Below are 12,729 nucleotides of genomic sequence, written 5' to 3'. Positions count from 1 at the left end.
GTGAGCAAGACCCGCCTGATGACGGCCGCGACGATGGGTGTCGCCGGTCTGCTGCTCACCGGGTGCGGCAGCGCCGCGCCGGGCGTGGCGGTCAAGGTCGGCGACGAGCAGCTCTCGGTGCGCGACGTCGACAACGCGGCGCGGGAGATGTGCACGGCGCTCGGCGACCAGTTCGAGGCGGAGAACACCGTGCTGCCGATGAGCTTCGTCCGCCAGGGCACCGTCCAGCTCCTCACGCTGCGCGCCCAGGCGATGCAGGTGGCCGACGACTACGGCCTCGAGCCGGGCTCCGGCTACTTCAACGACGTCGCCCAGCGTCGTCGTACGGCCGCGTCGATGCCCGAGGAGGTGCGCGAGACCTACGTCGAGCTCACCTCGGCCAACGCGCTCGCCAGCGACATCGTCAACCAGGTCGGCGAGATCGTCCTCGACGAGCGCGGGGTCACCGACGCCACGACCGAGGAGGTCAGCCAGGCGGGCGCGGACGTGTTCAACCAGTGGCCCGACGCCAACGGCATCGAGATCGACCCGCGCTACGGCCTCGAGAGCGTCGACGGCGTGCTCAGGCCGGTCGACACCAACACCTCGGTGGCGGTGGGCAAGACCGCGAAGGACGGGCTCAAGACCGAGCCCGACGCCGCGTTCGCGAGCTCGCTGCCGCTGACCCACCGCTGCGGCTGATGACCGACGGCTCTGCTCTGGAGGCCTTCGCCGAGCAGATGCGCGTGCTGCGCCGCGAGTGCGCGTGGAAGCGCGAGCAGACCCACACCTCGCTGATCCCGTTCGTGCGCGAGGAGGCCGAGGAGGTCGTCGAGGCGATCGAGTCCGGCGACCCGGCCGCGCTGTGCGACGAGCTCGGCGACCTGCTGCTCCAGGTGGTGATCCACGCGGTGATCGCCGAGGAGGCGGGGGAGTTCACGCTCGACGACGTGGCCCGCGGGGTGATCGCCAAGATGGAGCGCCGCAACCCGCACGTCTTCGGCGACGCGGTCGCCACCGACGCGGCCGAGGTGCTCCGGCTGTGGAACGCCGCCAAGGCCGCCGAGAAGGCCGCGAAGGCCGCTGAGGCCCAGGAGCAGGCCGGGACGTCATGAGAATCCCCGGTTCGCACCGGGGATCCCCATGACGTACGACGCTCAGCCGCGCACGCTCCCCGCACCGCGGCGCGCGCGCTTGATCGAGTGCCGCGTCCTCAGCGCCGCCCGGTGGCGAACCAGTGCTTGGGGTCGCCGAAGCCGAGGTCGGTGACCCCGCACTCCCGCAGCCGGGACAGCGCGAGCAGCCGGTGGTGCGCGGCGAAGGTCAGCACGTGCGCGACCATGGCGCCGTACGACAGCACCTGCGGGGTGGGGGAGAAGGCCTCGACGAAGGTCTCGTCGAAGCGGCCGGTGGCGGCCAGCAGCGAGACGTTGTCGACGAACTCCGGGCCGACGCGGTCGAGCCGGCGCCGCATCGAGGTGACCGACTCGTGCTCCTCGACCGCGAAGTCGTAGTCGCCGTCGTGGACAGCGGCGTTCCACATCTCCATCTGGCCGACGAGCCGCGACAGCGCCCAGCGCAGGGTCCCGCCGTCGATGCCCTCGACCGAGCGGTCGGAGGTCTCGTCCAGGTCGTCGTCCGAGACCAGACGGGCGCGGTCGACCAGCTCGCCGACGAGCCAGACGTGGTGCTCCACCATCTCCACGACCAGGTCCACGCTGTCCATCCTGTGCCGGGCCGGCAGCCGGAGGCCAGCCGGCGGGTGGAAGTGCACGTCGTTGGGCGCGTCGATGCGGAACGACGTCGGCTCGGCACGCCACACCGACGGCAGCACGCCGTGCTCGCGCCGGAAGGCGCGCGTGAACGCCTCGTGGCTGGCGAAGCCGCTGTCCATCGCGATGTCGAGCAGCGTCCGGTCGGTGGTGACCATGAGGTACGCCGCCCGCTCGAGGAGGATGCGCCCACGGAACCGGGCGGGCGACTCACCCGCCACCGCCCGCGTCACCCGCTCGAGCTGGGCGCGCGACAGGCCCACCAGGCCGGCCATCTCCTCCGCCGTCGCCGGCATCGCGTCGAGGTCGGTGGCGACCAGCTCGACGAACGCCGTGAAGTGGTCGGCGGCGGTGGCCATCGTCAGCGCCGGACGACCAGGTCGGCGGACCCGTCCCGGTCGAAGGCCACGATCGCCAGGCCGTCGGGTGTGACGTACCCGCTCGCCGACGGCCCCCGGTCGAGGCCGGGAAGCCTGGACGTGCGACCGTCCGGGCGGATCCGGCGCACCCGCGTCACGATCGGTGCGTCCAGGTCGCCCTGGTCGTCGCGGTAGCCCCAGACGACGATCCCGCGGCCGGCGTCGTCGACCCAGGCGGACGGTCCGTGCACGATGATCGTGTAGGGCTTCTCCCACGCGGTCCGCCCGAGCTCCTGGACCGGCCCGAGCCTCCCGCGTCGGTCCCAGCGGCGGCCGAACCCCTCGAAGTCGTTGTCGTCGATCCGGGTCCACGTCACGAACGAGTTGCCGGCTGCGTCCGTGGCCAGCGAGGCGGCGCCGTACGGCCCGGCCCTCAGGACGACTTCTCGACCGACCTTCCCGCCGGACCGCCAGGCGCGGCCGACGATCTCGTTGCCGCCGTTGACGCTGTCGTACCTGGTCCACAGCACCCGGGCGTCCTCGTGCGCATCGAGCGTCAGCCGGGGGAAGGAGCTCTCGAGGCCCGGCCGGGCCGCGGTGGGTCCGGGGTCGAGGGTGCGCCTGGCCTCGACCCGCCCGCGGGTGTCGACGCGGACCACCTCGATCCCACCGGACGACCCCACCCCGCCGACCGGGTTGACCACGCCGGCGACCCAGAAGGCATCCTTGCCGGCGACGGTCGGTGCGGTGATCCCTGTCAGGCCCAGGTCCGTGACCGGCGACAGCGAACCGTCGGAACGGACCCGGCGCAGCAGCATCAGCTCGGGCAGCGTCGCCCCCGACGGGGACAGGCGCGGCTGGAGCCAGGTCACGACCGCGTCGCCGCGGGGCGTGACGGCCACGGCGTCGAGGCCGGTCTCCGACCCCTCGCCCCACACCAGCTGCGGAGCCGTCGGCGCACCCCGACGGGGCACCCGGCGCACCCACGGGCGCGACCCGGCGGTCTCCTCGCGGTACTCGGTCCAGCCGAGCACCAGGTCGCCGTCGGCGTCCATCGCGACCTTCACGGCGTACACCGACTCGAGCGACGAGTAGACCGTCCGCGACCGCCCGAGCCGCCCGGTCGCGCCGATCGTGCGCACGCGCACGTCGGTGCGCACCACCGGGTCCTCCCCGGGCAGCGGCGCGGGTGCCACCACCTCCGACGCCAGCCAGGCGACCACCGTCCGCCCGGAGGCGTTGGAGGCGTACGTCGGAGCAGTCGACGACACGCCCTCGCGCGTCTCGAGCGGCCGCGGCCGGGACCACCCGTCGGCCGTGCGGACGGCCGGCTCCGCGGGCGCGGGCGCGACGACGGTCAGGACCGTCGACGCGGCCAGGACGGCCGCGCCGACGCGGACGGCGTACCGAGTGAGCATGTGTCCCCCTTGCGGGCCCGAGCGGCCCCTGCCCGGACAGTAGGGATCGCACGGCGTCGGGGCCACCCCCTGCAGGGGCCCTCGGCCGGACACCCCGGCGACGTCGGGGCGTGACGTGGCTAGGCTGGCGGCTGCCCACGACGTTCTGCACCAGGAGCTCTCCCATGTCGATCATCGCTGCAGTTGGCGCCCGCGAAATCCTCGACTCGCGCGGCAACCCCACCGTCGAGGTGGAGGTACTCCTCGAGGACGGCGCGTTCGGCCGGGCGGCCGTGCCCAGCGGCGCCTCCACCGGCGCCTTCGAGGCCGTCGAGCTGCGCGACGGTGGCAAGCGCTACCTCGGCAAGGGCGTGCAGAAGGCCGTGACCGGTGTCGTGGACACCATCTCCGGCGCGATCGTCGGCCTCGACGCCGACGACCAGCGCCTCGTCGACCAGGTGATGCTCGACCTCGACGGCACGCCCAACAAGGCCAAGATCGGTGCCAACGCGATCCTCGGCGTCTCGCTCGCCACCGCGAAGGCCGCCGCCGAGTCGGCGGGCCTGCCGCTGTTCCGCTACGTCGGCGGCCCCAACGCCCACCTGCTGCCGGTCCCGATGATGAACATCGTCAACGGCGGGTCCCACGCCGACTCCAACGTCGACGTGCAGGAGTTCATGATCGCCCCGATCGGTGCCGCGACGTTCCGTGAGGCGCTCCAGCAGGGTGCGGAGGTCTACCACGCACTGAAGTCGGTGCTGAAGAAGAAGGGCCTCTCGACCGGCCTCGGTGACGAGGGCGGCTTCGCCCCCAACCTCGACAGCAACCGCGCGGCGCTCGACCTGATCGCCGAGGCCGTGAAGTCCGCGGGCTTCAAGCTGGGCAAGGACATCGCCTTGGCGATGGACGTCGCGGCGAGCGAGTTCCACGACAAGGGCAAATACACGTTCGAGGGCAAGAAGCTCAAGACCGACCAGATGGTCGACTACTACGCCGACCTCGTCGCGTCGTACCCGATCGTCTCGATCGAGGACCCGCTCGACGAGGAGGACTGGGCCGGCTGGAAGGCCATCACCGACAGCCTCGGCGACAAGATCCAGCTCGTCGGCGACGACCTCTTCGTGACCAACGTCGAGCGCCTCCAGCGCGGCATCGACGGCGGCCAGGCCAACGCGATGCTCGTCAAGGTCAACCAGATCGGCTCGCTCAGCGAGACCCTCGACGCGGTCGAGCTCGCGCACCGGGCCGGCTTCCGCAACATGATGAGCCACCGCTCCGGCGAGACCGAGGACACCACCATCGCCGACCTCGCGGTCGCCACCAACTGCGGCCAGATCAAGACCGGCGCCCCGGCCCGCTCCGACCGCGTCGCGAAGTACAACCAGCTGCTCCGCATCGAGGACGAGCTCGGTGACGCAGCTCGCTACGCCGGTGCGGGCGCGTTCCCGCGATTCAAGGGCTGAAGCAGGCACACTAAGGCGCATGCCTTCCCAGCGTCGTACTCCTCGGGGTGGGCCCGGCGGAGGCGGTTCGCGCGGACCGAGGCAGAGCAGCTCGACGCATCCCGGCTCCCGTGGCTCCCGGCCGCGGGCGGCAGGGACGCGTACGACGGTCTCCTCGCCCGCCGACACCGGCACCACGGGTCCCATCGCTGGGACACGTCCTGCCTCCCCGAGGAGTGCCGCGCGCCGTCCCAGGTTCACCGGGCGGGCCGCGGTGCTCGTGCTCGTGCTCGCCGTGCTGACGGTCTCCTACGCCTCGTCGCTGCGGGCCTACCTCCAGCAGCGCTCGCACATCGGCGAGCTCAAGGCGACGATCGCCGAGCGCGAGGCCAGCATCACCGACCTCGAGCGCGAGAAGAAGCGCTGGGACGACCCGGCGTACGTCAAGGCGCAGGCGCGGGCCCGCTTCGGCTACCTGATGCCCGGTGAGTCCGGCTTCGAGGTGATCGGCGCCGATGGCAAGCCGCTGGAGGCGCAGGCCTCGCTCAACGACCCCTCCGACGTCATCAAGACCGTGCCGAAGGCGTGGTGGAGCGCGGCGTGGGAGTCCATGGAGCTCGCCGGCAACCCGCCACCGCCGGACGAGCAGCCCGCAGACCTGATCGACGGCTCTGTCGTCGGAGGGCAGCAGTGAGCGAGCCCGAGCAGAAGATCGACCCGGCCGACGAGGCCGCCATCCGGGCCCAGCTCGGCCGCAAGCCACGCGGCATCGACTCGGTGGGCCACCGCTGCCCGTGCGGCAACCCGGACGTGGTGACCACGGAGCCGCGGCTGCCCAACGGGACGCCGTTCCCGACGACGTTCTACCTCACCTGCCCGCGCGCGGCCTCGCGCATCGGCACCCTCGAGGGCTCCGGGCTGATGAAGGAGATGCAGGCGCGCCTCGGCGAGGACGAAGAGCTGGCCGCGGCCTACCGCGACGCCCACGAGAAGTACCTCGCCTTCCGGGCCGAGGTCGGCGCCCGCGCCGGGCTCGACGTGCCGGAGATCGAGGGCATCACCGCAGGCGGCATGCCCGACCGGGTGAAGTGCCTGCACGTGCTGGCCGGCCAGTCGCTGGCCATGGGGCGCGGGGTGAACCCGCTCGGCGACGAGGTGCTCGACGCGCTCGGCGACTGGTGGGCCTCGGGCCCCTGCGTCGAGCGCCCCGCAGAATGACCCCATGAGCTCCTCGACCACCGTCGCTGCCATCGACTGCGGGACCAACTCGATCAAGGTGCTCATCGGCGAGGCCCGCGGCGGCGGCACCCTCGACGTGCACGTCCGCGACTCCCGGGTCGTCCGCCTGGGGCAGGGCGTCGACGAGACCGGGGTGCTGGCCGAGGAGGCGCTGGAGCGCACCTTCGCCGCGATCGACGAGTTCGCCGAGGTGATCCGCGGCCACGGCGTGCCGCCCGAGCGGCTCCGGTTCTGCGCGACCTCGGCCACCCGCGACTCGAGCAACGCCGCCGTCTTCGCCGAGGGCGTACGCCGCCGGCTCGGCGTCGAGCCCGAGGTGCTGTCGGGCGACGAGGAGGCGGCGCTGGTCTTCGCCGGGGCGATCGCCGCGCAGGACCCCGCACCCGCCGAGCCGGTGCTCGTGGTCGACATCGGCGGTGGCTCGACCGAGCTGGTCCTCGGCGAGGGCGGGGAGCGCCGGGCGGTCTCGATGGACATCGGGTCGGTGCGCCTCCACGAGCGCCACCTGCACAGCGACCCGCCGACCGAGGACGAGGTCGTGGCCTGCCTGGCCGACATCGAGCAGCACCTCGACGCCTTCGGCGTACCGCTGGAGCGCACGCGGACGGCCATCGGCACCTCCGGGACCATCAAGACCATCGCCTGCGGCGTGATGGGGCTCGAGACCTACGACCGCGCGGCCTTCGACGGTGCCGTGCTCTCCAACACCGGCACGGCCGACTTCGTCGACCGGCTCGTCGCGATGACGGTGGAGCAGCGGCGGGCGTTGCCCTACATGCACCCCGGCCGCGCCGACGTCATCGGTGCGGGCGCGCTGATCTGGACCCGGGTCCTGGCGCGGGTCCCGGTGCCGGAGCACGTCGTGTCCGAGGCCGACATCCTGCACGGCATCGCCGCGGCCATCGCCCGATGACCCTCCTCCCGCACCCGCTGATCGGCGGAGAGTTCACCAGCCCGGTCGAGCCCGGCACCGGCTGGCCCGACGACCCCGCGACGGCCGACACCCCCGTCGCGCGAGACGCCAACGACGTACGCCGTCTCGCACAGGCCGGCGACCTCAGCGAGCTGGACGCCCGGGTGAGCGTGTGCTCGGCGTGCCCCCGCCTGGTGGAGTGGCGCGAGGGCGTCGCGGTGGAGAAGCGCGCGTCCTTCGCCGACCAGCCCTACTGGGGCCGCCCGATCGCCGGCTGGGGCGACCCGTCGCCGTCGCTGCTCATCGTGGGCCTGGCTCCCGCGGCCAACGGAGGCAACCGGACCGGCCGCATCTTCACCGGCGACCCCAGCGCGGACTGGCTCTTCGCCAGCCTGCACCGCACCGGCTGGGCGGTGCAGGAGACCAGCCACCACGCGGGCGACGGGCAGCGCCTGGTCGGCGCGCGGATGGTCGCCACCGTGCGCTGTGCGCCCCCGGAGAACAAGCCCACCCCGGCCGAGCGCGACACCTGCGCCCCCTGGATCGCGGCCGAGCTGGCGCTGCTGCCCACGGTCCGGGTGGTGGTCGCCCTCGGGTCCTTCGGCTGGGACGGCGCGATCCGGTCGCTGGTCGCCGCGGGCGCCGCCGCTCCCGCCCGCAAGCCGAAGTTCGGCCACGGCGTCGAGCTCGAGCTCGGCGACGTCACGCTCATCGGCTGCTTCCACCCCTCGCCGCACAACACCTACACCGGACGACTCACGCGCGAGATGACCGACGCGGTCTTCGCGCGGGCCCGGGCGCTGACAGACTGAACCCGGCCAGCCCCGGTATCCCAACCGGTAGAGGAAGCCGCCTTAAAAGCGGTCAAGTCTGGGTTCGAACCCCAGCCGGGGCACCAGGAGTAGCGTGGACAGGTCCATCTCCCAGCTGGAGGTCGCCATGTCGAGCTGGCTCATCATCGGCATCATCATCCTCGCGATCCTCGTCCTCATGTCCGTCGGCAACGTCGGCGGTCGTGGCGACCACACCGTCAACGCGCAGCGGTGGTGGCACAAGCACGAGTAGGGCTCAACCGCGCCGCGCCGGCGGCTCCCCGCGCACGGGCTGGTAGCCGTCGAAGGCCGCCTCGAGCACGCCCTCGCCGCCGGTGAGGTCGGGCAGCTGGTGCTGGAGCTCGTGGAGCCGGGCGGCGAGGAGCTGCGCGTCGATCCGGGTGAGGTCGGCGGTGGCGGTCTGGCCGATCACCTCCGAGCCCCACCGGCCCAGCAGCCGCAGCAGCTGCGGGGCGTCGGCGGTGGGGACCTCGAGGGCGACGCGGAGCACCGGCTCGCACACCTGTGTCGATGCGCGGACGAGGGCCTGTCGTACGACGACCGGGGTGAGGCCGCGGTAGTCGAGGGCCGTCGGGAGGGGCCCGCGCTGCGAGGGCGGGCCGTCGCCGGACCGGTAGCCCGCCTCGACGAGCGTCACCCGGCAGTCCGTGACCTCCCACCCGAGCAGCCCGCGCGAGAGGGCGCGCTCGACGTGGCCGGACATGACGGACGCGAAGTGGTCGGGAGTCTTGAAGAGGAACAGCGGGAGGTCGCGCATCGGCACCTCCATGTCGAAGACCACCCCGGAGCCCGGGGCCGCCGGGGTGAGCCGGAGGCCGATCGTCGCGCCGTAGGGGTTGCTCGGAGTGTTGAACCGCTCGACCGCCGCGCCCACCCGTCGCAGCCGCTCGACGTGCAGCACGCTCGCCTCCGAGAACTCGACCTCGATGCCGTGCTCCTCGGCCAGCGTGGAGGCGATGACCTCCTGCTGCACGCGGCCGTAGAGCGACACGGTCGGCCGGCCGTCCTCACCGGTGCGGGCCGCGATGAGCGGGTCCTGGTCGGCGAGCTGGGCCAGCGCGACCCTCAGCGCCGGACCCTGCGCGGGGTCGCACGCCCGGAGCGACGCCTCGAGGGTCGGCGGCGGGAAGTGGTGCGCCGCGGCCCGGGCCGCGGCGCCGCAGCCCGCGCCGGCGCGGCCGGCGCCGGGGCCGCGCAGCCGGGCGCCCAGGCCGGCACGCGCCTCTGGGGCGCGCACCCACGTGCCGTCCTGGAAGACCTGGACGCCCAGCACCTTGCCGGACCGGCCGTCGGGGAGGTCCAGCCGCTGCCGGACGCGGACCGTCCCGGCGAACATCCGGACGTACGCCACCTTCTCGCCCGCCTCGCCCCGCTCGACCTTGAAGACCCGCCCCGACGCGACGCCTCCCGGGTCGGGCTCGGCGCCCGACAAGAAGGTGCCGATGGCCTGCACCAGGTCGGGGACGCCGGCGCCGGTGGCGGCCGAGCCGGCGAAGACCGGGTGCAGCTCCGCCGACCGCGTCTGCCCGGCGGCGAGCGCGAGCAGCTGCTCCGGCGTGCGGTCGCGCCCGTCGACGTACGCCGCCAGCAGGGCCTCGTCGTGCTCGGCCAGCGCCACCGTCTCGCGCTCGCGGAAGTCGCGGTCGTCCGGCCGGTAGGCGGCGAACGTCGCCGACCGTGAGCCCAACCCGGCCGCCGTCCCCATCGGGAGGACGTCGGGCGTCAGCCGGCGCCGGATCGCATCGAGGACCGCGTCGACGTCGGCGCCGGTCCGGTCGATCTTGTTGACGAACAGCAGCGTCGGCACGCGCAGTCGTTGCAGCGCCCGCATCAGGATCCGGGTCTGCGGCTGCACGCCCTCGACCGCGGACAGGACGAGCACGGCGCCGTCGAGCACGCCGAGGACGCGCTCCACCTCGGCGATGAAGTCGGGGTGGCCCGGGGTGTCGATGACGTTGACGACGAGGTCCCCGAGCGGGAACGCCACCACGGCGGCCTTGATCGTGATGCCGCGCCGGCGCTCGAGCGCGAGGCTGTCGGTGCGGGTGGTGCCGGCGTCGACGGAGCCGGGCTCGTCGACGACCCCGGCGAGGTGGAGCAGACGCTCGGTGAGGGTGGTCTTACCGGCGTCGACGTGGGCGAGGATGCCCAGGTTGAGCGAGCGTGGAGACGGGTCGGGCGACACGCGTGGTCCCTTCGAGGAGGTGGATGCGGACGGAAGCGCGTGCTGCTCGCATCTCGAGACCTCCTGGGACGTGCCGGCGTGTCCGGCTCCGTCACCGTAGGCAGGGCCGTGACGGGACCGCAACGGGTTAACGGGCCTCCCGGGTGTGCCTATCCTCGACGGGACAAGGGGGAACCTCATGCCATCTCGGACCACGCTGCACGCCCTTCTCGTCCCGCTCGCGCTCGCCGTCGCACCCAGTGCGGTGCCTGCGCAGGCCGCACCGGCGAGCTGCGCAGGAGTGGCCGCCACGATCGTCGGCACGGCCGGCGACGACGAGCTCACCGGCACGCCGGGTGACGACGTCATCGCCGGTCTCGACGGCGCGGACACCATCGACGCCGGCGGCGGCAACGACCTCGTCTGCGGCGACGCCGGCCCCGACAGCCTCATCGGAGGCACGGGCGACGACCGGCTCTACGGCGGCACCAACGGGCTGGTGCCGGTCTTCGAGGGCGAGCCCGAGCCGGCCGGCGACGCGATCGCACCCGGCCCCGGCGACGACCTCGTCGACGTCGGCGTCAACACCGTCCTGCGCGGCGACGGGTGGAACCCGCCCGACACCATCGACTACTCCGGCTCCGCGACCGGCGTCACCGTCGACCTGGTGACGGGGGTCGCGACAGGGGAGGGCAGCGACCAGGTCGTGGTCGCGCAGCCTCAGCCCGCGATCGGCTACGTCGTCGAGCTGCTCGGCTCGACCCACGCCGACCACCTCCTCGGCACCGAGAGCTCCGACCAGCTGATCGGCAAGGGCGGCGGCGACCGGATCGAGGCCCGCGGCGGCGACGACCTGGTGATGAACGACTGGGACGAGTACTCCCCGGCGCCCGGGGAGCCGGCCGACGACGTCTTCGACGGCGGCCCCGGTGCCGACTCGCTCGACTCCACCGGCGGCACCGACGTCCTCCTGGGCGGCGACGGGGCCGACCACCTCCGCAAGGAGGGTGGGCGCGCGACCCTCGACGGCGGGCCCGGCCGCGACACGCTCGAGGTCTACCTCTCCGCCGGCCGGCACCGCCTGGCCGGGGGCGACGGGCGCGACCAGGTCTCGCTCGGCGTGCTCAACACCGGCCGGCGGACCCGGGGCGTGCTCGACCACGCGCGGGGTCGCTTCGTCGTACGCCTCTCCCGCCGGTCACCGGTCCGTGCCTCGGTCGAGGACGTCGAACGGGTGGCGATGCCGCACAACCGCGGCCGGTGGACCTACCTCGGCACCTCCGGCGACGACCGCGTCACCGGCGGGGCGTCGTACACCGCACGAGGTCGCGGAGGCGGCGACGTCCTCATCGGCTCGTACGACGACGACGTGCTGCTCGGCGGGCCCGGCCGCGACCGCATCGTCGGCGGGCGGGGTGACGACCGGTGCAGGGGCGAGGACCTCACAGGGTGCGAGCGGTCGGCGTCGTAGCTTCCTGAGAAGTTGCTGTGAGGGGAACAGCGACCCCGCCGCGCACGTTTGAACAGGTGTCACCCCGGCTAGAGTGGTGTGACGCGACAGGCGCCGTCACCGCGACGGCGTCGTGACCCCCGGATCCTCCGGGGGAGGCCTCCAAGGAGAGACCATGAAGAGCAACAACCCCGTTTTCGCCCGTTCCGAGGAGTTCAACCGCGCCTCGACGAACGCCTACGGCAACCAGACCTACGCCGGCGGGGGCTCCGCCTACCCCGGCTACGGCGACACGACCGACCCGTCCACCTGGGGCACCGGCACGCCCGGCGCACCCGGTCAGGTCGACCAGCGCCGGATGACGGTCGACTCCGTCATCCAGAAGACGGCCATCTCGGTCGCCGTGATCTTCGCGACCGCCATCGTCACCTGGTGGTGGATCGGCGACATGGGCACGACCAACGCGTTCGGCCAGACCGTCGTCTCCGACGAGGCCCTGGGCCGTGCGTCCATGGGTGCCATGCTCGGCGCCGGTGGTGCCTTCCTGCTGTCGCTGGTCAACTCCTTCAAGCGCGTGATCAGCCCGGCCCTCGTGCTCGCCTTCGCCGCCCTCGAGGGTGTGGCGCTCGGCGCCGTGAGCAAGCTCTTCGAGGTGCAGTTCGATGGCGTCGTGATGAGCGCGGTCATCGGCACGTTCGGCGCCCTCGTCGGCACGCTGGCGGCCTACAAGTTCCTCAACATCAAGGTCGGCGACAAGTTCCGCCGCGGTGTCGTGGCCGCGATGTTCGGCATGGTGGGCCTGGGCCTGCTGTCGCTGGTGCTCGGCTTCTTCGGCATCAACACCGGCCTCTACGGCATGGGCGGCCTCGGCTTCGTCTTCGCCCTCGCCGGCCTCGTGCTCGGCGTCCTCATGCTGATCCTCGACTTCGACTTCGTCGAGCAGGGCGTCGCCGCCGGGCTCCCGGAGCGCGAGTCGTGGCGGGCCGCCTTCGGCCTGACCGTCAGCCTGGTCTGGATCTACACCAACCTGCTGCGCATCCTCGCGATCCTGCGCGGCGACAACTGATCCGTCCCGCTCCACCCCGCCGGGGGGGGGGGGGGCCCGGGCGCGGCGGCGGGGGCGGGGGCGGGGGGGGGGGGCGGGGGGGGGGCGCGGCCCAGCGGGGGGCGGGGGGGGGTGG

13 protein-coding genes and 1 tRNA gene are annotated in these 12,729 nt (G+C 73.2%); 11 read left to right on the top strand and 3 right to left on the bottom strand.

Translation table 11 applies throughout. The features are described 5' to 3' along the window. On the top strand, window positions 1–681 hold the full coding sequence (locus ACE3QY_RS22195) for a hypothetical protein (RefSeq protein ID WP_374458246.1): 681 nt from the start codon (window positions 1–3) through the stop codon (window positions 679–681). Further along, window positions 681–1,094 (top strand): MazG nucleotide pyrophosphohydrolase domain-containing protein, encoded by a 414-nt coding sequence (locus ACE3QY_RS22190; protein ID WP_374458245.1) that lies wholly within the window; start codon window positions 681–683, stop codon window positions 1,092–1,094. Before ACE3QY_RS22195 ends, ACE3QY_RS22190 begins: the two co-directional genes overlap by 1 nt. Window positions 1,095–1,192: 98 nt before the next feature. On the opposite strand, the gene ACE3QY_RS22185 is transcribed toward ACE3QY_RS22190, so the two are convergent. Both ACE3QY_RS22185 and ACE3QY_RS22180 read right to left on the bottom strand, forming a co-directional pair. After that, window positions 1,193–2,110 (bottom strand): helix-turn-helix domain-containing protein, encoded by a 918-nt coding sequence (locus ACE3QY_RS22185; protein ID WP_374458244.1) that lies wholly within the window; start codon window positions 2,108–2,110, stop codon window positions 1,193–1,195. A 2-nt stretch (window positions 2,111–2,112) separates the two neighbouring features. Further along, window positions 2,113–3,528 (bottom strand): hypothetical protein, encoded by a 1,416-nt coding sequence (locus ACE3QY_RS22180; protein ID WP_374458243.1) that lies wholly within the window; start codon window positions 3,526–3,528, stop codon window positions 2,113–2,115. Window positions 3,529–3,692: 164 nt separating this feature from the next. Between ACE3QY_RS22180 and eno the strand changes: the two genes are divergently transcribed. The 7 genes from eno to ACE3QY_RS22145 all read left to right on the top strand — a co-directional run bounded on the left by eno (window position 3,693) and on the right by ACE3QY_RS22145 (window position 8,166). Continuing rightward, entirely contained in the window at window positions 3,693–4,970 is a 1,278-nt protein-coding gene (eno, locus tag ACE3QY_RS22175) for a phosphopyruvate hydratase (RefSeq protein ID WP_374458242.1), read from the top strand. 253 nt (window positions 4,971–5,223) lie between these two features. Further along, on the top strand, window positions 5,224–5,643 hold the full coding sequence (locus ACE3QY_RS22170) for a septum formation initiator family protein (protein ID WP_374458241.1): 420 nt from the start codon (window positions 5,224–5,226) through the stop codon (window positions 5,641–5,643). Further along, window positions 5,640–6,167, top strand: a complete 528-nt coding sequence (locus ACE3QY_RS22165) for a DUF501 domain-containing protein (protein ID WP_374458240.1) — start codon at window positions 5,640–5,642, stop codon at window positions 6,165–6,167. The genes ACE3QY_RS22170 and ACE3QY_RS22165 overlap by 4 nt, the downstream gene beginning before the upstream one ends. 4 nt (window positions 6,168–6,171) lie before the next feature. Then, on the top strand, window positions 6,172–7,101 hold the full coding sequence (locus tag ACE3QY_RS22160; protein ID WP_374458239.1) for an exopolyphosphatase: 930 nt from the start codon (window positions 6,172–6,174) through the stop codon (window positions 7,099–7,101). Next, the gene (locus tag ACE3QY_RS22155; protein WP_374458238.1) at window positions 7,098–7,913 is read left to right on the top strand and encodes a uracil-DNA glycosylase; all 816 of its coding nucleotides are present in this window, start codon (window positions 7,098–7,100) and stop codon (window positions 7,911–7,913) included. The genes ACE3QY_RS22160 and ACE3QY_RS22155 overlap by 4 nt, the downstream gene beginning before the upstream one ends. 9 nt (window positions 7,914–7,922) lie before the next feature. Beyond that, a tRNA-Leu gene (locus ACE3QY_RS22150) sits at window positions 7,923–7,999 on the top strand. 8 nt (window positions 8,000–8,007) lie between these two features. Further along, window positions 8,008–8,166, top strand: coding sequence for a hypothetical protein (locus ACE3QY_RS22145; RefSeq protein ID WP_374458237.1), 159 nt, complete (start codon window positions 8,008–8,010; stop codon window positions 8,164–8,166). Window positions 8,167–8,169: 3 nt separating this feature from the next. Here the strand turns inward: ACE3QY_RS22145 and ACE3QY_RS22140 are convergent, their stop codons facing one another. Next, complete coding sequence (locus ACE3QY_RS22140; RefSeq protein ID WP_374458236.1) at window positions 8,170–10,119, bottom strand: GTP-binding protein; 1,950 nt, start codon at window positions 10,117–10,119, stop codon at window positions 8,170–8,172. A gap of 178 nt (window positions 10,120–10,297) precedes the next feature. Between ACE3QY_RS22140 and ACE3QY_RS22135 the strand changes: the two genes are divergently transcribed. Together ACE3QY_RS22135 and ACE3QY_RS22130 are read left to right on the top strand one after the other, a co-directional pair. After that, window positions 10,298–11,569 (top strand): calcium-binding protein, encoded by a 1,272-nt coding sequence (locus ACE3QY_RS22135; RefSeq protein ID WP_374458235.1) that lies wholly within the window; start codon window positions 10,298–10,300, stop codon window positions 11,567–11,569. A 154-nt stretch (window positions 11,570–11,723) separates the two neighbouring features. Beyond that, window positions 11,724–12,614 carry a Bax inhibitor-1/YccA family protein gene (locus ACE3QY_RS22130; RefSeq protein ID WP_374458234.1) on the top strand — a complete coding sequence of 297 codons (891 nt, stop codon included), beginning with the start codon at window positions 11,724–11,726 and terminating at the stop codon, window positions 12,612–12,614. Window positions 12,615–12,729: the final 115 nt, after the last annotated feature.

The organism is Nocardioides sp. (genome assembly GCF_041913365.1).
GTDB lineage: Bacteria > Actinomycetota > Actinomycetes > Propionibacteriales > Nocardioidaceae > Nocardioides.
Note: the sequence above shows the minus strand (reverse complement) of the source record. Positions and strands in the feature narration are given on the sequence as shown.